19 protein-coding genes and 1 tRNA gene are annotated in these 25545 nt (G+C 65.2%); 13 read left to right on the top strand and 7 right to left on the bottom strand.

What is annotated here, in order from left to right; all coding sequences use genetic code 11:
* Nucleotides 1–285: 285 nt before the first annotated feature.
* The 6 genes from lptB to R5N89_RS10540 all read right to left on the bottom strand — a co-directional run bounded on the left by lptB (nucleotide 286) and on the right by R5N89_RS10540 (nucleotide 5232).
* Nucleotides 286–1068, bottom strand: a complete 783-nt coding sequence (gene lptB / locus R5N89_RS10565; protein WP_373320372.1) for an LPS export ABC transporter ATP-binding protein — start codon at nucleotides 1066–1068, stop codon at nucleotides 286–288.
* Nucleotides 1065–2423 carry a hypothetical protein gene (locus R5N89_RS10560; protein ID WP_110566636.1) on the bottom strand — a complete coding sequence of 453 codons (1359 nt, stop codon included), beginning with the start codon at nucleotides 2421–2423 and terminating at the stop codon, nucleotides 1065–1067. The genes lptB and R5N89_RS10560 overlap by 4 nt, the downstream gene beginning before the upstream one ends.
* Complete coding sequence (gene lptC, locus R5N89_RS10555) at nucleotides 2423–3160, bottom strand: LPS export ABC transporter periplasmic protein LptC (RefSeq protein ID WP_110566634.1); 738 nt, start codon at nucleotides 3158–3160, stop codon at nucleotides 2423–2425. Before lptC ends, R5N89_RS10560 begins: the two co-directional genes overlap by 1 nt.
* Nucleotides 3157–4203 carry an SIS domain-containing protein gene (locus tag R5N89_RS10550; protein WP_110566632.1) on the bottom strand — a complete coding sequence of 349 codons (1047 nt, stop codon included), beginning with the start codon at nucleotides 4201–4203 and terminating at the stop codon, nucleotides 3157–3159. The genes lptC and R5N89_RS10550 overlap by 4 nt, the downstream gene beginning before the upstream one ends.
* 52 nt (nucleotides 4204–4255) lie before the next feature.
* On the bottom strand, nucleotides 4256–4903 hold the full coding sequence (locus tag R5N89_RS10545; RefSeq protein WP_110566630.1) for a ribonuclease D: 648 nt from the start codon (nucleotides 4901–4903) through the stop codon (nucleotides 4256–4258).
* Between the two features lie 242 nt (nucleotides 4904–5145).
* Nucleotides 5146–5232: transfer RNA gene (locus tag R5N89_RS10540), tRNA-Leu, on the bottom strand.
* 237 nt (nucleotides 5233–5469) lie between these two features.
* Here R5N89_RS10540 and R5N89_RS10535 point away from each other — a divergent pair.
* The 13 genes from R5N89_RS10535 to R5N89_RS10475 all read left to right on the top strand — a co-directional run bounded on the left by R5N89_RS10535 (nucleotide 5470) and on the right by R5N89_RS10475 (nucleotide 24405).
* Nucleotides 5470–6363 carry a complex I NDUFA9 subunit family protein gene (locus R5N89_RS10535; RefSeq protein WP_110566905.1) on the top strand — a complete coding sequence of 298 codons (894 nt, stop codon included), beginning with the start codon at nucleotides 5470–5472 and terminating at the stop codon, nucleotides 6361–6363.
* 170 nt (nucleotides 6364–6533) lie between these two features.
* Nucleotides 6534–7988: an NAD(P)-dependent oxidoreductase gene (locus tag R5N89_RS10530; protein WP_110566628.1), complete on the top strand. Its 1455-nt coding sequence runs from the start codon at nucleotides 6534–6536 to the stop codon at nucleotides 7986–7988.
* A gap of 2 nt (nucleotides 7989–7990) precedes the next feature.
* Nucleotides 7991–12523 (top strand): glutamate synthase large subunit, encoded by a 4533-nt coding sequence (gltB, locus tag R5N89_RS10525; protein ID WP_110566626.1) that lies wholly within the window; start codon nucleotides 7991–7993, stop codon nucleotides 12521–12523.
* A gap of 183 nt (nucleotides 12524–12706) precedes the next feature.
* Nucleotides 12707–14542, top strand: coding sequence for a M3 family oligoendopeptidase (locus R5N89_RS10520; RefSeq protein ID WP_110566625.1), 1836 nt, complete (start codon nucleotides 12707–12709; stop codon nucleotides 14540–14542).
* Nucleotides 14523–15914 (top strand): AarF/ABC1/UbiB kinase family protein, encoded by a 1392-nt coding sequence (locus R5N89_RS10515; RefSeq protein ID WP_110566623.1) that lies wholly within the window; start codon nucleotides 14523–14525, stop codon nucleotides 15912–15914. The genes R5N89_RS10520 and R5N89_RS10515 overlap by 20 nt, the downstream gene beginning before the upstream one ends.
* A 69-nt stretch (nucleotides 15915–15983) precedes the next feature.
* Nucleotides 15984–18227, top strand: coding sequence for an excinuclease ABC subunit UvrB (gene uvrB / locus R5N89_RS10510; RefSeq protein ID WP_110566621.1), 2244 nt, complete (start codon nucleotides 15984–15986; stop codon nucleotides 18225–18227).
* A 37-nt stretch (nucleotides 18228–18264) separates the two neighbouring features.
* Nucleotides 18265–19158, top strand: a complete 894-nt coding sequence (locus R5N89_RS10505) for an aldose 1-epimerase (RefSeq protein ID WP_110566619.1) — start codon at nucleotides 18265–18267, stop codon at nucleotides 19156–19158.
* Nucleotides 19152–19682: a transcription elongation factor GreB gene (greB, locus tag R5N89_RS10500; protein ID WP_110566617.1), complete on the top strand. Its 531-nt coding sequence runs from the start codon at nucleotides 19152–19154 to the stop codon at nucleotides 19680–19682. The genes R5N89_RS10505 and greB overlap by 7 nt, the downstream gene beginning before the upstream one ends.
* 112 nt (nucleotides 19683–19794) lie before the next feature.
* The gene (gshB, locus tag R5N89_RS10495) at nucleotides 19795–20802 is read left to right on the top strand and encodes a glutathione synthase (protein ID WP_110566615.1); all 1008 of its coding nucleotides are present in this window, start codon (nucleotides 19795–19797) and stop codon (nucleotides 20800–20802) included.
* A 222-nt stretch (nucleotides 20803–21024) separates the two neighbouring features.
* Nucleotides 21025–21738, top strand: coding sequence for a class I SAM-dependent methyltransferase (locus R5N89_RS10490; protein ID WP_110566613.1), 714 nt, complete (start codon nucleotides 21025–21027; stop codon nucleotides 21736–21738).
* Nucleotides 21739–21904: 166 nt separating this feature from the next.
* Complete coding sequence (locus R5N89_RS10485) at nucleotides 21905–23266, top strand: cbb3-type cytochrome c oxidase subunit I (RefSeq protein WP_208624601.1); 1362 nt, start codon at nucleotides 21905–21907, stop codon at nucleotides 23264–23266.
* A gap of 2 nt (nucleotides 23267–23268) precedes the next feature.
* Nucleotides 23269–24222 (top strand): heme o synthase, encoded by a 954-nt coding sequence (locus tag R5N89_RS10480; protein WP_110566611.1) that lies wholly within the window; start codon nucleotides 23269–23271, stop codon nucleotides 24220–24222.
* A gap of 36 nt (nucleotides 24223–24258) precedes the next feature.
* Complete coding sequence (locus tag R5N89_RS10475) at nucleotides 24259–24405, top strand: hypothetical protein (RefSeq protein WP_167400804.1); 147 nt, start codon at nucleotides 24259–24261, stop codon at nucleotides 24403–24405.
* A gap of 123 nt (nucleotides 24406–24528) precedes the next feature.
* Here the strand turns inward: R5N89_RS10475 and R5N89_RS10470 are convergent, their stop codons facing one another.
* Entirely contained in the window at nucleotides 24529–25503 is a 975-nt protein-coding gene (locus R5N89_RS10470) for a TIM44-like domain-containing protein (protein ID WP_110566609.1), read from the bottom strand.
* Nucleotides 25504–25545: the final 42 nt, after the last annotated feature.

Here is a 25545-nt window from a genome sequence, read left to right as displayed (position 1 = left end):
AGGTCTGCGTAACAGTGGTTGTTGCGTCGTACCTATCGGGTACGTGACAGCGAACGGATGTATTTGGGCATGGTTGCCCCCTTGCTGTCCATGCTTTCCTTGCATGCAGGACCGGTACTTTTTTCAGCCCGCAGCCCTTGCGTAAAGCGCAACGGATACAGGGGCGCGCTGGCTGGCGGATGAAAAAGGTTTCTGTGAAGCTTGTTTCAAAAAGCTTCAGGAAAACGCTGCCTTTTTGAAAAAAGGCGGCGTCCCAAAACTTTTATAATTTCATGGAAGTGTGGATCAGAGAGTGAACTTCTCACCCAGATAGACGCGGCGCACGTCCTCGTTCGCCACGATTTCCTCTGGCCGCCCCTCGGTCAGCACCTGCCCGCTATGCATGATGTAGGCGCGGTCGATCACTTCCAGCGTCTCGCGCACGTTATGGTCGGTAATCAGCACGCCAATGCCCCGGTCCTTGAGGTGGGCCACGAGGTCACGGATTTCGCCCACCGCAATGGGGTCGATGCCTGCCAGCGGCTCGTCCAGCAGGATGTAGTGTGGCTGGCTGGCCAGCGCGCGGGCAATTTCCAGCCGCCGCCGCTCGCCGCCCGAAAGGGCCAGCGAGGAGGAATGCCGCAGCCGCGTGATGCCAAACTCGCCAAGCAGCCCGTCAAGCATGGTCTGGCGGCGGTCGGGGTCGGGTTCCACGATCTCGAGGGCGGCCATGATGTTCTGCTCGACATTGAGCCCGCGAAAGATGCTCGACTCCTGCGGCAGGTAGCCAATGCCCATGCGCGCACGGCGGTACATGGGCAGTTGCGTGATGTCCGCGCCATCAAGCGTAATCGTGCCCATGTCGGGCCGCACCAGCCCCACGATCATGTAGAAGCTGGTGGTCTTGCCCGCGCCGTTGGGGCCAAGCAGGGCCACGGCCTCGCCGCGCTGCACCTGCAGCGACACGTCACGCACCACCTGCCGCTTCTTGTAGCTCTTGCCGATTCCGCTAGCGATCAGCCCGGCCGAGGGCGCGGGAATGGGCAGTTCCGTGGGGTCGGGGCTGTCGGTCGGGGGGGTCATGTTCATTTGCCTTGTGCCTTGCCACCTTTGCCAGCCTGGTTGGGAATGACCAGGCCACTCACGCGCGAGCCGGGGTTGTCGGTCAGGGTCGAGATATCGGTATGCAGGTTTACGATGGCCGATGTGCCGCTGACCTGATTTTCCCCACGGGTGATATGCACGTTGCCCACCAGGCGGGCAATGCCCGTATCGGGCACGTACACGCCGCGATCCCCGGTTATGGTCTCGGTGCGGGTGCGGATGATGATGTGGCCGAAGGCATCGACATGGTCCATCGTGCCCGCGCCAGGGGATGGCTTGTCATCCGCTGCCGCGTCCTCTGGCGTGGTGGCGTCATCGGGCAGGGGGTTCTTGCCGTTGGGGTGGGTCTGCCGCCATTCCTTGCGCCTGTTGGTGCGCTGCGTCTTGGGCTTGTCGTAGCCCACCAGCACGTCGGCGCGGATCTGGCGGCCGTCATTGGTGGTCATGGTGGCGTCGCCGCGGGCGACCGACATGTGCTCGTGCGAGTGGTATTCCAGCACGTCGCGCGCGGTCAGGATATCCTGCGGCGCGGTCATCTTCAGGTGTTCGCCGGTCATGACCAGAATGGCCTGATCGACGTCATACACGGCATGGTCGCCCCAGGCCTGATCATTGAGGTTGAAGGCGTGCACGTGGCCGATGGCCTCAAGGCGGTAGACCTCGCTCGACCCGCCCGAGGAACCACCATCGCCCGCGGCGGCGCCGCCCCCGGCATCACCCTGCGCGGTCCCCTGAGCCGCGCCCGCTGGCCCGTTGGCGGGGCCATTGCCGGGCGCGCCGATAGGGTCGGGCCGGTCAGGAATGGGCAGATCCTGCGGCAGCACGTCGGATGGGGTGGCAAGGCTCGTATCCACATCCGGGTCACTGTCGGGGGCCGTGGTGGCAGGCGTGCTGGCTGGTGGGGGCGTGTTCGTGGCGCCAGCGGGGGCGGGCGTCTCATCGACAATATGGGGCCTGCGCGTCTCGGGCGGGGGGGCGACGCCAAGATGGGCGCCGAGCGGCGCATCGGGGCCAGGCGGCTTGCCTGCGGCCTGCGTGCCGGGGGCGGCGGGCGTATTCGCGCCGGGTGTGGGCTGCCCCGGCGCGGGCGTGGTCGCGGCCTTCTTGCGGTAGAAGGCTATGAGCTTGTCGCCGCGCACGGTCACGTCGCCACGGATGGCCTGGGCGCGGTCATAGGCGGTGACGGTCTGCGCGTTCTGGTCCCAGTCGAAGCCGCCTGCGGCCGTTACGTTGATCTGCTGGCCGTGCGACATGTCGAGCCCCTGCGCCATGGCGGGGGTGGCCGCCACCAGCCCGAGCAGGACGCCGCCAAGCGACAGGTGAGGGAAGAGGCGCGCCATCAGTTCGATCTTTCCGCTGCATTGAGGATCATGCGGCCCGGACCACGAAACAGCATGATGCCGCCGCGTGTATCCACCATGCCGCCACGCGCGTCGAGCACGCCCACCGGGCCTTCGGCATGGACCCAGCTATCGGTTACGATGATGTTGTGGCGCATGTCGACATCGGCGGTGGGGCTGAGCATGAGGGTTCCGTCATTGCGATAGAGGGTGACGTCACGCGTGAGGTCCAGCAGCTGGGTATGCTGCATATACACGCCGTCGCGCGCGGTAACATACAGCCAGTTGCCGTTATCGGTCAGGGTATCGGCGGCGGGGTTGCTCAGGTCAATGCGCTCGGGGTCGACCTGTCGGGCCTCATCGGCGGTAATCATGTAGGGGCGGCCATGATCGTCCAGCCCGCGATAGGTGGGGTTGAGCATGCTCCCGCTTTTCACGCGCACGCGGCTCATCTGCGCCATGGTGCCGGTATGCATGATCACGGCGCGCTCTACCGCAGGCCATGCGGCAATCGAGCCGAGCAGCACGAGCGCAAGCAGCGGCAGCATCCACTTGGCCGAGCGCATGATGGCCTGCCTGCGCGCCTGATCGGCGGCATTGGGCAGCAGGCGGGTGCGCGCGCCCTGGTCGAATATGCTGCGCTGGCGCTCGATATCGGCGGCGCTGCGGGCATAATCCTCGCGCTGGATGGTGTTGGGATCGGTGTTGTCGTCCCTGTCTTCGGGGCGGTCGGTCATGCAATGCCCGCGCGCAGCAGGTCGTGAAGGTGAAGGATGCCCACCGCATGCCCTCCTTCATCAAGGGCGAAAATGCTCGAGATCGGGCGCGGGCGGTCGTTCATGACACGCAGCGCCTCGGCGGCCAGCAGGTCGGGGCTGATGGTCTGGGGCGTGGGGTTCATGATGTCGGCGGCAAGGGTGTGGTCAAGGTCGCGCCCCAGGGCAAGGCGCAGGTCATGGTCGGTAATCAGGCCGAGCAGGCGGCCCTGCGCATCCACCACGCCCATGCAGCCAAACGCCTTGCGGGTCATTTCCACGATCACGCGGCGCAGTTCCATGCCGGGCGGGCCGAGCGGCATGCTCTCGCCGGTATGCATCAGTTCGTTCACCCGGCGCAGCCGCGTGCCCAGCCGCCCGCCGGGGTGGAAGATGCCAAAGTCGCTGGCGCTGAAGCCCCGGCGCTGTAGCAGCACGATGGCCAGCGCATCGCCGAGCGCAAGCTGCATGGTGGAGCTGGTGGTGGGGGCGAGGCCAATGGGGCAGGCCTCGGGCGCGTGGGGCAGCAGCAGCACGATGTCGGCCGCCTGCGCCAGCGTGGAGCCCGCGCGGGCAGTCATGGCGATGAGCAGCAGCCCGAAGCGGCGGGCGTGCGAGATGATGTCCGCCATTTCCGCCGTCTCGCCGGAATTGGATATGGCCAGCACCGCATCGCCCTTCTGCAGCATGCCCAGATCCCCGTGCGAGGCCTCGGCCGGATGCACGAAAATGGCGGGCGTGCCGGTTGAGGCAAGGGTGGCCTGGATCTTGCGCCCGATATGGCCCGACTTGCCCATGCCGGTCACCACCACGCGCCGGTTGCCCGACCATATGCCCTCAACCGCCGCGATGAAGGCAGCCCCCAGCCCGCCATCGCCTGCATGGCCATCTTCCATCGCGGCGATCATGGCCTGCAGCCCGGCGGATTCGGCGTGCAGCACGGCACGGGCCTCACGCAGCATGCGCGCGGGCTGGCCAGCGTCATCGCCCGTGGCGGAGGGAGGGGGAAGGGGGCTGCTATTCATGCACGATCTGTATCGGTCTGAATGGGTTCCCGGTCAAACCGGGCACGGGCCATCAGGCGGCCCGATGCGCGAAAATGTCAGGATCCTCGTAACCCAGTATATCAAGCCGCGCGCGCGTGGGCAGAAAATCGTAGCAGGCCTGTGCAAGTTCACGCCGCCCCTCGCGGTGCAGCAGCGCTTCGAGCTTGGCCCACAGGGCATGCAGGTACAGCACGTCGGAGGCGGCATAGGCCAGTTGCTCGGGCCGGAGCACGTCCGCCCCCCAGTCCGATGACTGCTGCTGCTTGCTCAGTTCCACGCCCAGCAGTTCGCGGCACAGATGGGCCAGGCCGTGGCGGTCGGTATAGGTGCGCACCAGCTTGGAGGCGATCTTGGTGCAGATGGCGGGGGCCACCGTAATGCCCAGCGTGTGCTGCAGGATGGCCACGTCAAAACGGGCGAAATGCATGAGCTTGGGCAGGGCCGGGTCAGCCAGCACGCGCACGAGGTTGGGGCAGTCGGCTGCCTGCGCGCCTTTGGGTATCTGCACGAGATGGGCGTGGCCATCGCCGCCTGAAAGCTGCACGAGGCACAGCCGGTCGCGGTGCGGGTTGAGGCCCATCGTTTCCGTATCCACCGCAACACTGCCACTGAAGGTGACATGCGCGGGCAGGTCGCCACGATAGAAGTGAATGGCGTCGGGTGATGGGCTTGTGGCCATATGTAAAATGCTCCGTCACGCAATTGAAATGCACGGTGGCAGGTCTGCAACGCAACCGCAAGCAGCGCAATCCGTTGTGTCGTAACGCCTGCCTGTGCCCTCGGTGCGCCGGGCCGTGAATGATGTGTTCGGGGCGGTTTACACCAATTCCGGCTGCGGAACAGGCAAAAAGATAACGGGACAGGCCCGTGACGGGCTGTCCTGATCGCCCCCGGAGGGGAATGTTATTCAGTTTTGAGAGATGGTGCCCAGAAGAAGACTCGAACTTCCACGACCTTGCGGCCACAGGTACCTGAAACCTGCGCGTCTACCAATTCCGCCATCTGGGCTCAGAGGCTCCCCAGCGGAGGCCGCCGGGGTGGTGTGAGCGCTGTTTAGTCCGGCAGGCGGGGGCGGTCAACAGGGTAAATGCATTTTTTTGAAATCAGGCGCATTTTTTCTCCACGCGCCCACGGGCAGGCCGCCCGGCAGGGCGGCACGGACAAAAGGGCTGGGAAGCTGCCGGGCAAAGATGCGAGAACAGGGGGGGCAGGAAAGCACTCATGAATCACGGGCAGGAGCAGGCCATGGCACGCAAGGTGGCAACAGTATTTGGCGGGAGCGGATTCGTGGGGCGCTCCGTGGTGGGGCGGCTGGCGCGGGCAGGCTACGTGGTGCGCGTGGCGGGCCGTACGGCGGCACGGGCCGCAACCCTGCGCATGCTCGGTGATGTGGGGCAGGTGGTGCCCGTCGTCGCCTCCATAACCGATGAGACCGCCTGCGTTGCCGCCATCGAGGGCAGCGCGCTGGTCATCAACCTTGTGGGAATCCTCGCCCCCCACGGGGCGGCCACCTTCGAGGCGATCCATGTGGCGGGCGCGGCCAGGGTGGCGCGGATCAGCGCGGCTGCGGGTGTCGAGCGGCTGATCCATGTCTCGGCCATCGGGGCGGATGCCGCCAGTCCCTCGGCCTATGCCCGCAGCAAGGGCGAGGGGGAGGCCGCCGTCAGCCGCCACATGCCGCAGGCGGTCATTGTCCGGCCCTCGCTCATTTTTGGGGTGGAGGGGGCCATTCCCGCCATGTTCGCCCGCATGGCGCGCTTCATGCCGGTGGTGCCGGTCTTTGGGCCGGCCACGCGCTTCCAGCCGGTATGGGTGGGGGATGTGGCCGAAGGCATGCTGCGTATTGCCGCGAGCGAAGGCATGGAGGGCGCCATCTTCGAGTTCGGCGGGCCCGTGGTCATGACCATGCGCCAGCTTGTGGCCTGGGCCGCGCGGTGGGGTGGCCATCCGCGCCCGCTCATCGAGGTGCCGCGCTGGCTTGCAACCCTTCAGGCCAGCGTGCTCGAGCGCCTGCCGGGCAAGATGCTGACCCGCGATCAGGTCAGGCTGCTTTACATTGATAACGTCGTGGCCCCCGGCGCCCGCACGCTCGAGATGCTGGGCATCACGCCCTCGCCCATGGATCTGGTGCTGGACTGATTTTGGCGCGGAGGGAGAGAATTTCGCGTATTTCTGGTCTTTTCCTGCATTAAGGTCAGTACTGCTGTCTTTTCTTTGGGCAAGGCGTTGCGTAGGTCATTGGGCGGGCACAGGGCGGCGCATGCCGTGCCTGACGCCTTCCTTCCATTATGCAGACCAGGGGCAGACCGATGGCCGAGCGCATGCTGAAATTCGTCTCCGTGGCGCAGGAGCAGCCCGACAAACGGCCTGCCGAGGCGCGCCGCCAGGACTTTAACGAAATTTACGACGAGTTCGTGCCCGCCAAGGCCGAGACGCAGGCCTCGCGCTGCTCGCAGTGTGGCGTGCCGTTCTGCTCGGTGCACTGCCCCTTGGGCAACAACATCCCCGACTGGCTGATGATGACGGCGGCAGGGCGGATGGAGGAGGCCTATGAACTGTCTTCCGCCACCAACACCTTCCCCGAGATCTGTGGTCGCATCTGCCCGCAGGACCGCCTGTGCGAAGGCAACTGCGTGATCGAGGAAGGATTCGAGAGCGTCACCATCGGCGCGGTCGAGCGCTACATTACCGATAACGCCTTCGATAACGGCTGGGTCAAGCCGGTCAGGCCGGTGACCGAGCGCGATGAGAGCGTGGCCATCATCGGTGCTGGCCCCGGTGGGCTGGCAGCGGCCGTGCAACTGCGCGAGCAGGGCTACCAGGTGCATGTCTATGATCGCTACGACCGCATCGGCGGCCTGCTGATGTATGGCATCCCCGGCTTCAAGCTGGAAAAGGACATCGTGCTGCGCCGCCACAGGCTGCTGGTGGAATCGGGCATCCACTTCCATCTCGGCAAGGGCATTGGCGATACGGATGGCGCGGACAGCATCGCGTTCTCCACCCTGCGCGCGCGGCATGATGGCGTGCTGATCGCCACCGGCGTGTACAAGTCACGTGACATTGGCGGCCCCGGCGCAGGGCTGGGCGGCATCGTGCGCGCGCTCGATTACCTCACGGCATCCAACCGCGTCTCGCTGGGCGATAAGGTCGCTGAATACGACAATGGCGAACTGAATGCCGCGGGCAAGTCGGTTGTGGTCATTGGCGGTGGCGATACGGCCATGGACTGCGTGCGCACCGCCATCCGGCAGGGGGCGAAGTCGGTCAGATGCCTTTACCGCCGCGACCGCGCCAACATGCCCGGCTCCGTGCGCGAGGTGAAGAACGCCGAGGAAGAAGGCGTGGAATTCGTCTGGCTTGCCGCCCCGCAGGCGTTCGAGGGCGAGGGCAGCGTGAGCGGCGTGCGCGCCATCCGCATGAAGCTCGGCCTGCCCGATGCCTCGGGCCGCCAGTCGGTCGAGCCGGTGGAAGACAGCGCCTTCACGCTCGAGGCCGATCTGGTGGTCAAGGCGCTCGGCTTTGACCCCGAGCCGCTGCCCACGCTGTGGGGCCAGCCGGAGCTTGAGGTCTCGCGCTGGGGCACGCTCATGGTGGATCGCAAGAGCTTCATGACCAGCCTGCCCGGCGTGTTTGCCGCAGGCGATATCGTGCGCGGGGCCAGCCTTGTGGTGTGGGCCATCCGCGACGGGCGCGACGCGGCAGCGCAGATGCACGCATGGCTAGAAGAAATGACGGCCGCACAGGCCGAGGTGGCGGAGTAAGCATGATGGATCAGTTCGAAAACCAGTCCACCGATTTCGTTCAGGAATGGCGCGACAACGCGCAGGCCATCTCGGGCCTGTACACCCCGGCCGATGAGCATGATGCCTGCGGCGTGGGCATGGTCGCCGCCCTTGATGGCAAGCCGCGCCGCGACGTGGTGGAAGCGGGCATCGCGGCGCTGAAGGCCGTGTGGCACCGTGGTGCGGTCGATGCCGATGGCAAGACCGGCGATGGCGCGGGCATCCATGTCGAGATCCCGCAGGATTTCTTTGCCGATGCCATTCACGCCGGTGGTGCTGAAAGCGGCGTGGACAGCCAGATCGCGGTGGGCATGATCTTCCTGCCCAAGACCGATATCGCCGCCCAGGAGCGCTGCCGCCAGATCATCGAGAGCGAGATCCTGGCCTTTGGCTACAGCATCTATGGCTGGCGCCAGGTGCCCATCAACACCGACTGCATCGGCGAGAAGGCTAACGCCACCCGCCCCGAGATCGAGCAGATCCTGATCCGCAACCTGCCCGGCAGCGGGGAGGAAGAGTTCGAGCGCGATCTGTACGTGATCCGCCGCAAGATCGAGAAGAGCGCCATCGCCAATCAGGTTGACCTGTATGTGTGCTCGCTGTCGTGCCGCTCGCTCATCTACAAGGGCATGTTCCTTGCCGAGCACCTGACCGAGTTCTACCCCGACCTGCTCGACCCGCGCTTTGTCAGCCGCTTCGCCATCTATCACCAGCGCTACTCGACCAACACCTTCCCCACATGGAAGCTGGCCCAGCCCTTCCGCCGCCTTGCCCATAATGGTGAGATCAACACCATCTCGGGCAACGTGAACTGGATGAAGAGCCACGAGACGCGGCTGGCAGACCCCATCCTTGATCCCTATATGGATGACCTCAAGCCCGTGGTGCAGGCTCAGGGGTCGGACACCGCGTGCTTTGACAACGTGTTTGAACTGCTGACCTTTGCGGGCCGCGATGCGCCGATGGCGCGCTGCCTGATGATTCCGGCAAGCGTTGGCGGCAACTCCGCCATGCCGCAGCGCCACAAGGACATGTATTCCTACTGCAACGCCGTGATGGAACCGTGGGATGGCCCCGCCGCCCTGTGCGCCACCGATGGCCGGTGGATGGTGGCGGGCCTCGACCGTAGCGGCCTGCGCCCGCTGCGCTACACCCTGACCGAAGGCGGCCTGCTGATCGTGGGTTCCGAGACGGGCATGGTGAAGGTGCCCGAGGCCGAGATCGTCAGCCGTGGCCGCCTGGGGCCGGGGCAGTCGCTCGCCCTCGACCTGAAAACTGCGAAGCTCTACAGCAATGAAGAGCTGCTCAATGAGCTTTCGCAGCGGCAGGATTTCTCGGCCTGGGTCAAGCGCACGCAGGAAATCTCGAGCATCGTGCGCCCCGATGGCAGCGAGCCGGTGCTGTTTGATGCCGAGATGCTGCGCCGCCGCCAGCTTGCCGTTGGCCTGACGCTCGAGGATCTCGAGACCATCTTGCAGCCCATGGTGGAAAACGCCGCCGAGGCCATTGGCTCGATGGGCGATGACACGCCGCTTGCCGTGCTCTCCTCCCGTTACCGGGGGCTTGCGCATTATTTCCGCCAGGCCTTCAGCCAGGTCACCAACCCGCCCATCGACAGCCTGCGTGAGACGCGGGTGATGAGCCTCGTGACCCGCCTGGGCAACCTTGGCAACATCCTGGAGGAAAGCGAGAGCCAGTGCGACCTGCTCCAGCTTCCTTCCCCGGTGCTGACCACGGGCGAGTTTCAGGCGCTGGTCGAGTTCTGTGGCAAGAACGCCTGCATCATTGACTGCACCTTCCCCGCTGCCGAGGGCGAGGCCGGGCTGCGCGCCGCCATCGCGCGCATCCGTGCCGAGGCCGAGGACCGCGTGCGGCAGGGCTGCACCCATGTGTTCCTGACCGATGAGCACCAGTCCAGCGAGCGGGCGTACATCCCCATGATCCTCGCCACGGCGGCGGTGCACACCCATCTGGTGCGCCAGTCGCTGCGCACGTTCACCTCGCTCAACGTGCGCTCGGCCGGTGCGCTTGATGTGCATGCCATTGCGGTGACCATCGGCGTGGGGGCGACCACGGTGAACCCGTACCTGGCACAGGAAAGCATTGCCGACCGCCACCGTCGCGGCCTGTTCGGCCAGCTTTCCCTGACCGAGGCGGTGGAGCGCTACCGCAAGGCGGTCAACAAGGGCCTGCTCAAGATCATGTCCAAGATGGGTATTTCCATCGTGGCGTCGTATCGTGGTGGCTACAATTTCGAGGCCATCGGGCTTTCCCGCGCGCTGACGGCGGAGTTCTTCCCTGGCATGCCTTCGCGCATCTCGGGCATCGGCCTGACCGGCATCGCGCGCAATGTGCTCAGCTTCCACCACAAGGCGTGGAACAAACAGGTGGAAACGCTGTCCGTCGGCGGGCGCTACAAGATGCGCCGCAGCGGGGAAGTGCATGCCTTTGATGGCAACCTGATCCACATGTTGCAGACAGCGGTGGGCACAGGCAGCTTCTCCATCTACCAGCGCTATGCCGATGCGGTGCGCCGCCAGCCGCCGGTGGCATTGCGCGACCTGCTCGACTTCCGTGGCGGGCGCACCCCCATCCCCGTGGAATCGGTCGAGAGCATCACCGAACTGCGCAAGCGCCTGATCGCGCCGGGCATCTCGCTTGGCGCACTCAGCCCCGAGGCGCATGAGACGCTGTCGATCGCCATGAATCGCATCGGCGCCAAGTCCGACTCGGGCGAGGGGGGGGAAGACCCGGCACGCGCCAGGCCGCGCCCCAATGGCGATAACGCATCCTCTGCCATCAAGCAGATCGCCTCGGGCCGCTTTGGCGTGACCGCGCAGTACCTCAATGACTGCCGCGAGATCGAGATCAAGATGGCGCAGGGTGCCAAGCCCGGCGAGGGCGGGCAGCTGCCCGGCTTCAAGGTGACCAGCCTGATCGCGAAGCTGCGCCATGCGACGGAAGGCGTGACCCTGATCTCGCCGCCGCCGCACCACGATATCTACTCGATCGAGGATCTGGCCCAGCTCATCTACGACCTCAAGCAGATCAACCCCGAGGCCACCGTGACCGTGAAGCTGGTCGCGCGTTCGGGCATCGGCACGATTGCGGCGGGCGTTGCCAAGGCCAAGGCGGATGCCATCCTGATCTCGGGCCATTCCGGCGGCACGGGTGCCAGCCCGCAGTCCTCGGTCAAATACGCGGGCATGCCGTGGGAGCTGGGGCTGGCGGAGGCGCATCAGGTGCTGATGCTCAACCGCCTGCGCCACCGCGTGAAGCTGCGCACCGATGGCGGGCTGAAAACCGGGCGCGACGTGGTGATCGCCGCCATGCTGGGTGCGGAAGAATTCGGCATCGGCACGGCCAGCCTCGTGGCCATGGGCTGCATCATGGTGCGGCAGTGCCACTCCAACACCTGCCCAGTGGGCGTGTGCGTGCAGGATGAGGAACTGCGCAAGAAGTTCGAGGGCACGCCGGAGAAGGTGATCAACCTGTTCTCCTTCATTGCCGAGGACGTGCGCAACATTCTTGCCTCCCTGGGCTTCACCACGCTGAACGAGATCATCGGCCGCACCGACCTGTTGCATCAGGTGCTGCGCGGGGCGGACTACCTTGATGACCTCGACCTCAACTCGCTGCTGGCGCAGGCCGATCCCGGTCCCTATGGCCGCTACTGCACCCGTGAGGGGCGTAACGAGGTGCCCGAGACGCTGGATGCGCAGATGATTGCCGATGCGCGCCCGCTGTTCGACCATGGCGAGAAGATGCAGCTGCAGTACAACGTGCAGAACACGCATCGCGCCATTGGCACGCGCATCTCCTCGCTGATCGTGCGGCAGTTCGGCATGGCCAAGCTGGCGCCGGGCCACCTGACGGCGCGGCTGCGCGGCTCGGCGGGGCAGTCGCTTGGCGCGTTCGCGGTGCAGGGCCTCAAGCTTGAGGTGCTGGGCGATGCGAATGACTACGTGGGCAAGGGGCTCTCGGGTGCAACCATCGTGGTGCGGCCTTCGCCTTCTTCCAGCCTCGTGTCGAACGAGAATGCGATCGTGGGCAACACGGTGCTGTATGGCGCAACCGCAGGCGCGCTGTATGCCGCAGGGCAGGCGGGCGAGCGCTTTGCTGTGCGTAACTCGGGCGCCATTGGCGTGGTCGAGGGCTGCGGGTCGAACGGGTGTGAATACATGACCGGCGGCACGGTGGTGATCCTGGGTGAGACGGGCGACAATTTTGGCGCGGGTTTCACCGGCGGCATGGCCTTCGTGTATGACGCCAGCGGCACGTTTGCCGAGCGCGTGAACCCCGATACGGTCATGTGGTGCCGCGTGCACGACCCCAAGTGGGAGGCCGTGCTGCGCGAGCAGGTCGAGACCCATGCGCGTGAGACCGGCAGCCGCTACGCCGAACTGCTGCTGCATAACTGGGAGACGACGCTGCCGCGCTTCTGGCATGTCGTGCCGAAGGAATATGCGAAAGTGATCGGCTTCGAGGCCCCCGCGCTGGCGGTTGGCGCGTAAAGGCAAGACACTTCACACAATGGCGGGGCCGGGCAGCAATGTCCGGCCCCGCCTGCGTTCGGGGCATAATATCAGGCAGTGGGGTCGCCTAGCGGGGCATGACGCACTAGATTCACATCATGGAATCGCGGGGCCGGCGCTGGTGCGCAGGCTTCGCCCGATCTGATGGTTGGTGCCCGATCTATGTTCAAAGCGAATTTTTCCGCCTCCCCCTCTGCCCCGCGCAGCGCTGATGCCCAGGCCCCCGCAACCACGCCCGGCCTTGCCGGTCTGCCGCGATGGGATCTGTCGGACCTGTATGCCGGGCCGGATGCCCCGGCACTTGCCACCGACCTCGATCAGGCCGAGGCCGATGCACAGGCCTTCAGCAACGCATGGCAGGGCAGGCTGGCCAGCCTGCCGGGGGCGGAACTCGCGCAGGCCATTGCCGAATACCAGCGCATTGACGAGGTGCTGGGCCGTGCAGGCTCATATGCCCAGCTTCTGTTCGCGGCCAATACGTCGGATTCCGGCGTGGCGCGGTTCGCGCAGTCGATCAATGAGCGGCTGACCACAATTTCCACCCACCTGCTGTTCTTCACGCTCGAGATCAACCGCATTGATGATGCGGCGCTGGCCGCCCAGATGAGTGATGCGGCGCTGGCGCACTGGGCACCTTTCCTGCGCGACCTGCGGGTGTTTCGCCCCTATCAGCTTTCCGATGAGGTCGAGGCGGTCCTGCACGAGAAATCGGTCACGGGGGCGGCGGCATGGAACCGCCTGTTTGATGAGACGATGGCCGGCCTGCGCGTGCGCCTTGGCGGCGAGCAGGTTACGCTGGGCAATGCGCTCGACACCATGTCCAGCCCCGACCGCAGGCAGCGGGCTGCGGCAGCCAGCGCCATTGGTGATGAACTGAGCCGCAACGTGAAGCTGTTCTCGCTCATTACCAACACGCTGGCCAAGGACAAGGCCATCATGGACGGGCTGCGCCACTACCCGCGCCCCACCTCGGCGCGCAACTGTGCCAACATGGTGGAAGATGAGGTGGTGGATGCGCTGGTGCAGGCCGTGACCGAGGCCTATCCCCGCCTGTCGCACCGCTACTATGCGCTCAAGGCAAAATGGCTCGGCCTTGAAAAGCTGGAATACTGGGACCGCAACGCGCCCCTGACCACGCAGGATGAACCGCTGATTCCGTGGGCGGACGCAACAAAGCAGGTGCTCGGCGCCTATGAAGGCTTTGACCCGCGCATGGGGGAAGTGGCCAAAAAGTTCTTCGATCACGCCTGGATCGATGCGCCGCCCGTGCCGGGCAAGGCCTCAGGCGCGTTTGCCCATCCCACCGTGCCCTCGGCCCATCCTTACCTGCTGCTCAACTATCGTGGCCGCACGCGTGATGTGATGACGCTGGCGCATGAACTCGGCCACGGCGTGCATCAGGTGCTGGCGGGCAGGCAGGGCTACCTCATGTCCAGCACGCCGCTCACCCTGGCCGAGACAGCCAGCGTGTTTGGCGAGATGCTGACCTTCCGCGCCCTGCTCGATGCCCAGACCGACCCCGCCCGGCGCAGGCTGATGCTCGCCGCCAAGGTGGAGGACATGCTCAACACCGTGGTGCGCCAGATCGCGTTCTACCGCTTCGAGACACTGGTGCACGAGGAACGCCGCAGGGGTGAACTCCTGCCCGCGCGCATTGGTGAGATCTGGCGCCAGACCCAGGCCGAGAGCCTTGGCCCCGCCTTCAACTTCACGCCAGATTATGATGTGTACTGGACATATGTTCCGCATTTCATCCATTCACCATTCTATGTGTACGCCTATGCCTTTGGCGATTGCCTGGTAAACGCGCTATACGGGGTGTTCCGGTCCGGGCATCCTGGTTTTCAGGACAAGTATCTCGACATGCTCAAGGCTGGTGGAACCCTGCGGCACCGCGAGCTTCTGGCCCCCTTCGGGCTGGATGCGGCCGATCCGGGGTTCTGGCAGAAGGGGCTGGATGTGATCGCCGGATTTATAGATGAACTGGAGCGTGTCTGACGTGGCGGATGAACGGAATCTCGATAATACCGGCCTGTTTGGTGAATTCCGCCGCATGGTGCGCACCTCGGGCACGGTGGGCGGCATTGCCGCGCGTATTGCCGGGCACAAGATGGGCTTCCGCTCCAATCAGGGCGTCCATGCCGAGGACCTGAAAAGCGTGCTCGGTGGCCTCAAGGGGCCGTTGATGAAGGGCGCGCAGCTGCTCTCCACCATTCCCGGCGCCCTGCCGGAGGAATATGCCAAGGAACTGGCCCAGCTTCAGGCCAATGCGCCGCCCATGGGCTGGACCTTCGTGCGCCGCCGCATGGCCGCCGAACTCGGCCCGAACTGGGAGCGCAACTTCCGCTCGTTCGACCGCACGGCCTCGGCCGCGGCAAGCCTTGGGCAGGTGCACCGCGCGGTGCTGCCCGACGGGCGGCAGGTGGCGTGCAAGCTGCAGTACCCGGACATGAAATCGACCGTCGAGTCCGACCTGCGCCAGTTCCGCATGGCCGTGGGCCTGTTCTATCGCCTCGACAGCACCATCTGCCAGGATGACGTGCTCGAGGAACTGCAGGACCGCCTGTACGAGGAACTCGACTACCAGCGCGAGGCCGCGAACATGCGGCTGTATCGCATCATGATGGCGGACTGGCCCGACGTGACCATTCCCGAACCCATCGACAGCCTGTGCACGGGCCGCCTGCTGACCATGGAATGGGTCAATGGCCAGGGCCTGCAGAAGGTGCTCGACGCCAACCCCACGCAGGAGCAGCGCAACAGCATGGCGCGCGCCCTGTTCCGCGCGTGGTATGCACCGCTGTACCGCTACGGCGTGATCCATGGCGACCCGCATATGGGCAACTTCACCATACGCGATGATTACGGCATCAACCTGCTCGATTTTGGCGCCATCCGCATTTTCCGCCCGCGTTTCGTTCAGGGCATCATCGACCTGCACAAGGCGATCGAGACGGATGACGAGGATCTGGCCATGCAGGCCTATGCGGCATGGGGCTTTGTCAACCTGTCGCGCGATACGGTGCGGGTGCTCAACGAGTGGGCGCGCTTCATCTACGGCCCGCTGCTCGATGACCGTGAGCGCTTCATTCAGGAAGATAACGACCCGCAATATGGCCGCGCCGTGGCTGAGAAGGTCTATAACGGGCTCAAGCGCACCGGCGGCGTGCAGCCGCCACGTGAATTCGTGCTGGTTGACCGCTCCGCCGTGGGGCTGGGCAGCGTGTTCCTGCGGCTCAAGGCCAAGGTGAACTGGCATGCGCTGTTTCAGGAACTTGCGGGCGACTTTAGCGAGGCAGCCCTCGCCACCCGCCAGGCCGAGGCCCTGCGCGCGGCCCGCGTGCCGCCGCCGCTTGGCTCGCAGCATTAAAGAGGGCGGTGGGACGCAACCGGCCATGGCCCTTGCGGCAGGGCCGGTGACGCCCCACTTGGTGTAGCCATGGCAACAGCATCACGCAAAAAGAAGAAAACGACCGACATCGATCCCGCCGACATGCCGGTCACCTTCCAGCCCGAGCGGCAGGCGGCCAAGCCCAAGGTCAACAAATTCAGGGTTCATTCGCCCTATGAGCCCGCGGGCGATCAGCCCACGGCCATTGCCGATCTGGTGGCAGGCGTGGAGGCGGGCGAGCGCGATCAGGTGCTGCTTGGCGTGACGGGGTCGGGCAAGACCTTCACCATGGCCAAGATCATCGAGGCTACACAGAAGCCCACCCTCGTGCTGGCCCCCAACAAGACGCTCGCCGCCCAGCTTTATGCCGAGATGAAGCAGTTCTTCCCGGATAATGCGGTCGAGTATTTTGTCAGTTACTACGATTACTACCAGCCCGAGGCCTATGTGCCCCGGTCGGACACGTATATCGAAAAAGATAGCCAGATCAACGAACAGATCGACCGCATGCGCCATGCCGCGACGCAGGCGCTGCTCGAGCGCAACGATGTCATCATCGTGGCCTCGGTGTCGTGCATCTACGGTATCGGCTCGGTCGAGACCTATTCGCGCATGGTGGTCAAGCTCGAGGTTGGCGGCGAGATCGCGCGTGACAAGCTGATCAAGGCACTCGTTGAACTGCAGTACCGCCGCAATGATGCCGCCTTCCAGCGCGGCACCTTTCGCGTGCGCGGCGAGACGATCGATGTCTTTCCCGTGCAGAACGAGGACCGCGCCTGGCGCATCAGCCTGTTTGGCGACGAGATTGACGAGATCAGCGAATTCGACCCGCTGACCGGCGAAAAGACCAGCGACCTCGAAGCCATCAGCATCTACGCCAATAGCCATTACGTCACCCCGCGCCCCACGCTTGCGCAGGCCATGACCGGCATCAAACAGGAACTGCGCGACACGCTGGCCACCTTCACGGCGGAGGGCAAGCTGCTCGAGGCCGAGCGCCTGCAGCAGCGCACCACGTTCGACCTCGAGATGATCGAGACCACCGGCGTGTGCAAGGGCATCGAGAACTATTCACGCTACCTGTCGGGCCGCGCGCCGGGCGAGCCGCCGCCCACCCTGTTCGAATACCTGCCCGAGGATGCGCTGCTGATCGTGGATGAAAGCCACGTGACCGTGCCGCAGATTGGCGGCATGGAGCGCGGTGACCATGCACGCAAGTCCGTGCTGGCCGAATTCGGCTTCCGCCTGCCCTCCTGCCTCGACAACCGCCCGCTCACCTTTGCGGAATGGGACAAATTCCGCCCGCAGAGCCTGTTTGTCAGCGCCACTCCCGGCCCGTGGGAGATGCGCCGCACCGAGGGCGTGTTTGCCGAGCAGGTCATCCGCCCCACCGGGCTGATCGACCCCATCACCATCGTCCGCCCGGTCGAGCACCAGGTGGATGACCTGCTGGCCGAATGCCGCGAGACCATTGCCAATGGCGGGCGCGTGCTGGTCACCACCCTGACCAAGCGCATGGCCGAGGACCTGACCGAATACATGAACGAGGCGGGCATCCGCGTGCGCTACCTGCATTCGGATGTGGATACGCTCGAGCGCATCGAGATCATCCGCGACCTGCGGCTGGGCGCGTTTGACGTGCTGATCGGCATCAACCTGCTGCGTGAGGGGCTGGACATTCCCGAGTGCTCGCTCGTCGCCATCCTCGATGCCGACAAGGAAGGCTTCCTGCGCTCGCGCACCTCGCTCATCCAGACCATTGGCCGCGCCGCGCGCAACGTCGATGGCCGCGTGCTGCTCTATGCCGACAAGATGACCGACAGCCTGGCCTACGCCATCGAGGAGACCGCGCGGCGGCGCGAAAAGCAGAGCCTGTGGAACGAGGAGCACGGCATCACCCCGCAATCGGTGCGCAAGCATATCGGCGAGGCCATCTCCTCGGTGTTCGAGCAGGATTATGTCACGGTGGCCCCCACGGCGGATGGCAGCGTGCAGGAAATGGTGGGCAAGGACTACAAGGCCGCCATTGCTGACCTGGAAAAGAAGATGCGCGACGCCTCGGCCGAGCTGGAATTCGAGACCGCCGCCCGCCTGCGTGATGAAATCCGCAGGCTTGAGGCGCTCGAACTCGGTATGGAGCCACCACCGCTGCCGCAGTCGAGCGCAGGCATGCCGGGCACCAGCCCCAAGGCCATTGCCCGGCGCAACCGTGGCCCCGTGCCGCTCGGGCCGGGCGGCGGAGGGTATGACCCCGATCAGGCGAAGGGAAGGGGAAAGCGCCGTGGGCGATAGGGCCATGCCCCCATGCGCGGGGCAGCATGAACGCGAGATGTCCGCAACCCTGGAACTCCAGGCCGGCGCCGCCCGCCTTGGCTTGCTGCCCGACATGGGCGGCAGCATCGCCTTCTGGCGTAGCGGCACGATGGATTTCCTGCGCCCGGTGGCCGACCCCCACCTTGTGGCGCAGCATGGCCGCGCGGTGGCGGGGTATCCGCTCGTGCCGTTTTCCAACCGGGTGGCGGGCGACCAGTTCCGTTTTGAGGGGGTGGATTATCACCTCACCCCCAATTTTGGCGGCGAGAACTGCGCCATTCATGGCAATGGCTGGCAGCACCGGTGGCGAATCGCCATGCTGTCGGACAGTAGCGCCACACTCTCGCTCGACTACGCCCCCCTTGGCCCGCGCGGAGGGGAATGGCCGTTCAGCTACCGCGCCCAGCTGCGTTATGACCTGCGCGAGGCCGGGCTTTCGATTGGCATCCTGATCGAGAACACCGATACCCGCAGCCAGCCCGTGGGCATGGGGTTCCATCCGTATTTTCCCCGCCATGCCGGGCTCAGGGTGGGGTTTGCGGCCAGCAGCGTGTGGACCAGCGCGCCCGATCACCTGCCGCTCCTGCGCATCCCGGCGGAGGGGCAGTGGTCATTTGCCCATATGCGCGACGTGGGGGAGACGGCCATTGACAACTGCTACGCGGGCTGGTCGGGCAGCGCCTTCCTGCGCTGGCCGCGCGAGGGTTATGCCCTCACGCTTGAGGGCAGCCCCGAACTGCGCCATCTCGTGCTGTTTACGCCGCCCGGCCAGCCCTATATCGGGCTGGAGCCGGTCAGCAACATGAATGATGGCTTCAACCGCATGGCCATTGCCGATAGCGGCGTGCGCGTGCTCGCCCCGGGCCAGAAGATGGAAGGGCACATCCGCATGACGGTGGCACGATGCTGAAGGCCCGTGAGGCAACGAAAGATGGCAAACCGGCCACTGGCGGCCTGTCATGCTACATCACGCCCGCAGGCATCGAAGCCATGCGGCGCGAACTCAATGCCCTGCTGCGCGATGAACGGCCGAAGATCGTTGAAATCGTATCGTGGGCGGCAGGCAATGGCGACCGCTCGGAAAATGGCGACTACCAGTACGGCAAGCGCCGCCTGCGCGAGATCGACCGCCGCATCCGTTTCCTGACCAAGCGCATCGACAACGCCATCATTGTCGATCCCGCCGCCCAGTCCCGGCGCGACCGGGTCTTTTTTGGCGCGACCGTAACCTACGTGAGCGAACGCGATGAGGAGCGGACCGTTACCATCCTTGGCGTGGACGAGGCGGACATGGCGGCCGGTCAGGTCAGCCTTGTCTCGCCCGTGGCCCGGGCGCTCATGCGCGCGGGCGTGGGCGATGAGGTGAAGCTGGTCACCCCGCGCGGGGAGGAAATGATCGAGGTGCTCGCCATCGCTTATTCGCCTTTACCCTGAAAGGGGGGCTGGCCGTGGGGCGGAAGGCATATTATGACATTTGGCTGCGAGTGGTTGCCTTTTGTTACCATCGGCTCGAACCGGACCTGTTCCGCGCGGAGAAACTGATCCTATGTCACGCCCCCTGAAGGTTGCCGTCCAGATGGACCCGCTTGGCGCCATCGACATCAACGGTGATTCGACATTCGCCATGATGCTCGAGGCGCAGGCCAGGGGCTATGAGCTGTTTGTCTATCAGGTCGAGGCACTGAGCCTGAGCGAGGGGCGGACCAGCCCGCAGGGCCACCGCACGGACCGCGTGAGCGCGCGCGCGCGCCCGGTTACAGTGCAGCGCAGGGCGGGCGATCACGCCACCTTCGGCCCCGAGCAGGTGATCGACCTTGCGGGCATGGATGTGATCCTGATGCGTCAGGATCCGCCATTCGACATGGCCTACATCACCGCCACCCATATTCTTGAGCATATCCACGGCGTCGGCCCGGACCGTGCGCTGGTGGTGAACAACCCCGCAGCCGTGCGTAATGCGCCCGAGAAAATTCTGGTCACGCATTACCCCGACCTCATGCCCCCCACGCTGGTGACATGGGATGTGAAGGCGATTCTGGAATTCCGCGCGAAATGGCGCGACATCATCGTAAAGCCGCTGTTTGGCAATGGCGGCGCTGGCGTGTTCCGCATCCGCGAGGATGACCCCAACCTCAACGCCCTGCTGGAAATGCACTTCGCCCGCTCGCGCGAGCCGCTGATGATCCAGCGCTATGAACCCGCCGTGCGCAAGGGTGACAAGCGCATCATCCTCGTTGATGGCCAGCCCGTGGGCGCGATCGACCGCATCCCCGCCGAGGGCGAGACGCGCTCGAACATGCATGTGGGCGGCAAACCCGTAAGGGCGGCGCTGACCGCGCGTGACCGCGAGATCTGCAACGCGATCGGCCCGATGCTGCGCGAGCAGGGGCTGATCTTTGTCGGAATTGACGTGATCGGGGAATGGTTGACCGAGATCAATGTCACATCGCCGACCGGCCTGCAGGAAATTGACCGTTTTGACGGCATCAATACCGCAGGCCTGATATGGGATGCGATCACATCCCGTCTGGTCGCGGGCGGCGTGAGCGCGTAGAGATTGAACCGGTGTTCATGACAGGCACGGTGGTCGTGGCTGTAGCGCCCTGTGGCGTGACACCGGATAGGGATTACAGGCAGTTGCGCGGGCCGTGTGGCGCGTGGGCAGGTCAGGTGGAATTGTAATGCAGCACGATGGGACGGATTTGATCATGGCAGATGCAGCACGGAAGGGGGCTGGCCATGCCCTTTTCCATGGCCACGACATGGGAGCAGCCCGATGAGCGATGTCCTGCCCACTGAAGCCGCCGAGAAGGTCGTGGATATTCCGTCTCCCCGTTCCGCAATGGATGCAAACGCGGTCAAGGCGGCCTATCGCCGCTGGGCCGGCGTGTATGATGCGCTGTTTGGCAGCATTTCCGCCTTTGGCCGCAAGCGCGCGGTCGAGGCGGTGAACACCCTGCCCGGCACCAAAGTGCTGGAAGTGGGCGTGGGCACCGGCCTTGCCCTGCCATATTACCGGGCCAACAAGCATATTACCGGCATTGACCTGTCAGGTGACATGCTCGAGCGCGCCCGCCAGCGCGTGGCCCGCATGAAGCTGTCCAATGTCGACGCCCTGCTGGAAATGGATGCCGAGGCCACCGGCTTCGAGGATGGCGCGTTCGATATCGCGGTGGCCATGTTCGTGGCCTCGGTGGTGCCGCACCCGCGCGCGCTGCTTGCCGAGCTCAAGCGCGTGGTCAAGCCGGGCGGGCATATCCTGTTCGTCAACCACTTCCTGGCTGAAGGCGGCGTGCGGCTTGCAGTCGAGCGCGGCATGGCGCGGGCCTCGCACTCGCTGGGCTGGCACCCTGATTTCGCCATTGAATCCCTGCTGCCCCCTGCCGACCTGCGCCGCGCCACCCTGCAGTCGGTTCCCCCTGCCGGGCTGTTCACCCTCGTCACGCTCGAGCGTGAGGCCGATGGCTGCGCCAGCCCGATGGTGGCCTGAGCCACACAGGCACAGCCCTGCCCCAGCGGCAGGGCTGAAATGACAATTGCGCGACCACACGGGCGGCCCACAGGGTCGTTTTTGTGTATAAGTCGCGGTATATGATGAAATCATGGTAACGATTGGCCATGCCATAACCGGCGCATGGCAGCAGGGAGTACATCGTATGCCCACAGGCACACAGTTCGGGGCGGATGCGGTGCAGGACGCGGGGGCCTGTCGCTACAGGACCATCGGCATGCTGTACCTCGTCATGGCCATCGTGGCGGGCCTTGTGGGCGGATTGCTGGCGGTGGGGCTACAGGCGGGCCTGCTGCCCCATGCCCTGATCGAGGCCTGGGCCGGGGGCGACGCCCCCGGTGCCATGGAGCGCATTGCGCGGCGCCATGGCATGATGATGGTTTTCTTCTGTGCGCTGCCAGCCCTTACGGGCGGGTTTGGCAACTGGTTCGTGCCACTTTTGCTGCGTGCCCGCGCGCTCGCGCTGCCGCGCGTGGCGCTGGCGGGGTGGGCGCTGGTTGCGGCCAGCTTCGTGGCCGTGCTGGCCGGGCTTTCGCCCGCGCTCCCCGCGCAGGTTTCGCTGCTGGCGCTGCTGGGCTGGTGCCTGGGCATGCTGATGCAGGGCATCTGCATGGTGGCGACCGTGCTGAACATGGGCCCGATGGGCCAGCGCCTGCGTGACCTGCCTCTGTTCGTGTGGGCGCAGGGGCTTGCGGGCATGATGGCGGTCATGGTCATGCCGGTCATGGCGGGCGGGCTGACGCGCATCTGGCTGGGCGGCGGCGATGTCTCCACCCATATCGATGCGCTGCTGCATGCCTTCTCCGGCCCCGAGATCGCGCTGCTGCTGCTGCCTTCCATCGGCATCGTATCGCAGGTTATCGAGACCTTCTGTGATCGCCCGCTGCAGATGTCGCGCCTTGTGCTGGGTGCTTTGGTGGTCATGTCGGTCGGCGGCAGTTCCGTATGGGTGCACGACCTGCTGCATGGCGGGCTTGCGCATCTGGGCGCCCCCTCGGCTGCGGTGCAGCTCGGGCTGATCGTGGCGCCGGTGCTGGTCGTGCTGGTGGCATGGGCGCAGACGGTGCGGCTGGGCCACATGCGCGCTTCCGTGCCGATGGAATGGGCGGTGGGCTTTGTTGCCCTGCTGCTGTCCGGTTCCGTCATGTCACTGCGGCCCGGCGGCATGGCCGATGTGCATGCCGCAACGCTGTATGCTGCCGTTTTCGCGCTGTTTGCAGGCTTTTATTACTGGATTGGCAAGATGGTGGGCCATGTGGCCCCGGTGGGCGCAAGCCGCCTGCATTTCGGGCTGACGGTGGGCGGAACCGTGCTGTCACTGCTGGCGTTCCATGGGGCGCTGGGCGTGCTGGGTGCGGTGCTGATGGGCCTGTCGGTGCTGGTGTTTGCAGGCATTGTGGTGCAGGCAGGCCTGCGCCCGGGTGCTTCTCTGCCGGATAATTACTGGGGGCCGGGTGCCCGCACGGCTGAATGGCAGGTCTCTTCCCCCGCACGCGAGAAGGCATGACCATGAGCGGCACCGTAACCAACCCGGCCAGCGAGGCCGCCCTTGCCTATGATTCCAGCCGCGTTGGCACGCTGGCGCGTGACTGGCTGCTGCTGCTCAAGCCGCGCGTCATCTCGCTGGTGGTGTTTACTGGTGCTGCCGGCCTGGCCATGGCGCCGGGGCCGATCAATCCGCTGGTCGCTGCCGTCAGCATCCTGTGCGTGTGCATGGCCTCGGGGGCGGCGGGCGCCATCAACATGTGGTACGACCGCGACATTGATGCGGTGATGAAGCGCACCGTAACCCGCCCCATCCCCGATGGGCGGATCGCGCCGGATGCAGCACTTGGCTACGGCATTGGCCTTTCGGTGGCTTCGGTCATCCTGTTATGGCTGGCCACCAATGCGCTGGCGGCGGGCATTCTTGCGTTTTCCATTTTCTTCTATGCCGTGATCTACACGATGTGGCTCAAGCGCTCGACGCCGCAGAACATCGTGATCGGGGGGGCTGCGGGCGCCTTTCCGCCCATGATCGGCTGGGCGGCGGCCACGGGGTCGATGGCCATCATGCCGGTGGTCATGTTCGGCATCATCTTCCTGTGGACCCCGCCGCATTTCTGGTCGCTATCGCTTTACGCGTGCAAGGATTACGGGCGGGCGGGTATTCCCATGCTCCCGGTGGTCAGGGGCGCGCGACATACGCGCTGGCAGATCCTGTGGTACACCATCATTCTCACGGCCATCTCGCTGGTGCCGTCTTTCATGCACCTTGCGGGCTGGCTGTACACGGTCGTGGCCAGCGTGCTTGGCGCGGGGTTCATCCTGTGCGCCATCGGGGTGCTGCGTGACAGGCAGGATGCCAATGGGGTGAGCCTGACGGGTGATGGCCCGGCCCGCCGCTCTTTCCGCTATTCGCTGGCCTATCTGTTTTTCCTGTTCCTTGGCCTGCTGGCTGACCACGCTTTCATTGCCCACTGAGCGGGCCGTTTTCATCCATACGGGAGGATCAGGTTCATGGAGCCAGCAGTAACAGCACAGGCGACCCCGCAGGAGGAAGCGCAGGAGGCGCTGCGCCGGCACAAGGGACGCATCAAGGCGGTGGCCATTACGCTCTCGGCGCTGGCGGTAATCCTTTATGCGCTGAGCCTGTCCCCCCTATAAAGGGAACAGGGTAAAAGTTTTTGGTGAAGCTTTTTTCGGAAAGCTTTGAAAAAAGCACCCATGCGCCGCACATAAAAAAAGGCCTGCATCATATGATGCAGGCCTTTTTCAGTAGGGCCGGGATCAGCGGCGCGGCGTTTGCTGAATAGCCGAGAGCAGCCATGTGCCCAGTCCGGCCGAGCGCACGAAGGTCCACAGTTCCGTCACGGTGGTGCGGTTTGAGGGGTCGCCCTCGATTACGCGGCCAGTCATGTCGGTGGTGATGTCGATCATGGAATACTGCATGGCCACGGTGGCGTAGTCGGCCCCGTTTTCACGCCAGCTTTCCACCAGGTCACCCCGTTCGAAGCGCACATCGGACACCACGTTGCGTGCCCCGCGGCTGGCAAGATCGGTCAACTGGTTGTTGAAGTAGGACACCATCTCCGGCGTGGCCATGTGGCGCATTGCGTCCACGTTCTGCTGGCTCCAGGCGGTCTGGATATTGATCAGCGCCTGCTGGAAGGCCTGGTAGTCGGCTGCCGTAATGGCTACGCCCACATTCTGCGGGCCGCCCTGTTGCGAGGCGGCGGGCCCGGTTGCGCCAAAGGGGCTTGCGACGGACCCGCCAGCATTGCCACCAGCCCTGTTGCTAAAACGGCGGATGGCCCACCGCACCAGGAAGAAGATCAGCGCCAGCTGGATCAGCAGCCCAAGGAAGCCGCCGCCGCCCATGCCCGAACTGAACATGCCATGGCCAAACACCATGCCAAACAGCCCGGCACCGATCAGGCCGCCCATGAACCCGCTCATGAACGGGTGGCGGGGCCGCGCCATGGCCATGCCCGCACCGGCGCCAAACGGTGCCCGCGCGCCATAGGCGGGGGCCTGCTGGCGTGGTGTCATGGTGCGCTGGAAAGGCGTTGCGCCAAACGGGGCGGTCTGTGAGGGGGCAGGGGCGCTGTAGGTACGCGAGCCACGGCTCCCCATCGACATGCCACCGCCCGCACGGGCATCGGCCACGTCAGGATGCGCCACGAGGGAGAGCATGCTCAGGGCCGCGCCAGCGGCGAGGATGATGCTTTTACGCGGCATCAGGCGCGAGGAATTCTGTTTCATCTGGGTCAGGGTATCTGCAATCCTGTATCGGAACCATCATTA

The sequence above is a fragment of the Komagataeibacter sucrofermentans DSM 15973 genome (genome assembly GCF_040581405.1).
GTDB lineage: Bacteria > Pseudomonadota > Alphaproteobacteria > Acetobacterales > Acetobacteraceae > Komagataeibacter > Komagataeibacter sucrofermentans.
Note: the sequence above shows the minus strand (reverse complement) of the source record. Positions and strands in the feature narration are given on the sequence as shown.

Bases quoted from the DNA above. Each gene is read 5' to 3' on its own strand.
- R5N89_RS10520 (WP_110566625.1), top strand. From the start codon at position 12,707: ATGTTCAAAGCGAATTTTTCCGCCTCCCCCTCTGCCCCGCGCAGCGCT.
- R5N89_RS10490 (WP_110566613.1), top strand. From the start codon at position 21,025: ATGAGCGATGTCCTGCCCACTGAAGCCGCCGAGAAGGTCGTGGATATT.
- R5N89_RS10505 (WP_110566619.1), top strand. From the start codon at position 18,265: ATGTCCGCAACCCTGGAACTCCAGGCCGGCGCCGCCCGCCTTGGCTTG.
- R5N89_RS10485 (WP_208624601.1), top strand. From the start codon at position 21,905: ATGCCCACAGGCACACAGTTCGGGGCGGATGCGGTGCAGGACGCGGGG.
- R5N89_RS10515 (WP_110566623.1), top strand. From the start codon at position 14,523: ATGAACTGGAGCGTGTCTGACGTGGCGGATGAACGGAATCTCGATAAT.
- R5N89_RS10530 (WP_110566628.1), top strand. From the start codon at position 6,534: ATGGCCGAGCGCATGCTGAAATTCGTCTCCGTGGCGCAGGAGCAGCCC.
- R5N89_RS10545 (WP_110566630.1), bottom strand. From the start codon at position 4,903: ATGGCCACAAGCCCATCACCCGACGCCATTCACTTCTATCGTGGCGAC.
- gshB (WP_110566615.1), top strand. From the start codon at position 19,795: ATGTCACGCCCCCTGAAGGTTGCCGTCCAGATGGACCCGCTTGGCGCC.
- R5N89_RS10550 (WP_110566632.1), bottom strand. From the start codon at position 4,203: ATGAATAGCAGCCCCCTTCCCCCTCCCTCCGCCACGGGCGATGACGCT.
- R5N89_RS10560 (WP_110566636.1), bottom strand. From the start codon at position 2,423: ATGGCGCGCCTCTTCCCTCACCTGTCGCTTGGCGGCGTCCTGCTCGGG.
- R5N89_RS10480 (WP_110566611.1), top strand. From the start codon at position 23,269: ATGAGCGGCACCGTAACCAACCCGGCCAGCGAGGCCGCCCTTGCCTAT.
- greB (WP_110566617.1), top strand. From the start codon at position 19,152: ATGCTGAAGGCCCGTGAGGCAACGAAAGATGGCAAACCGGCCACTGGC.
- R5N89_RS10475 (WP_167400804.1), top strand. From the start codon at position 24,259: ATGGAGCCAGCAGTAACAGCACAGGCGACCCCGCAGGAGGAAGCGCAG.
- lptC (WP_110566634.1), bottom strand. From the start codon at position 3,160: ATGACCGACCGCCCCGAAGACAGGGACGACAACACCGATCCCAACACC.
- R5N89_RS10470 (WP_110566609.1), bottom strand. From the start codon at position 25,503: ATGAAACAGAATTCCTCGCGCCTGATGCCGCGTAAAAGCATCATCCTC.
- lptB (WP_373320372.1), bottom strand. From the start codon at position 1,068: ATGAACATGACCCCCCCGACCGACAGCCCCGACCCCACGGAACTGCCC.
- R5N89_RS10535 (WP_110566905.1), top strand. From the start codon at position 5,470: ATGGCACGCAAGGTGGCAACAGTATTTGGCGGGAGCGGATTCGTGGGG.
- gltB (WP_110566626.1), top strand. From the start codon at position 7,991: ATGATGGATCAGTTCGAAAACCAGTCCACCGATTTCGTTCAGGAATGG.
- uvrB (WP_110566621.1), top strand. From the start codon at position 15,984: ATGGCAACAGCATCACGCAAAAAGAAGAAAACGACCGACATCGATCCC.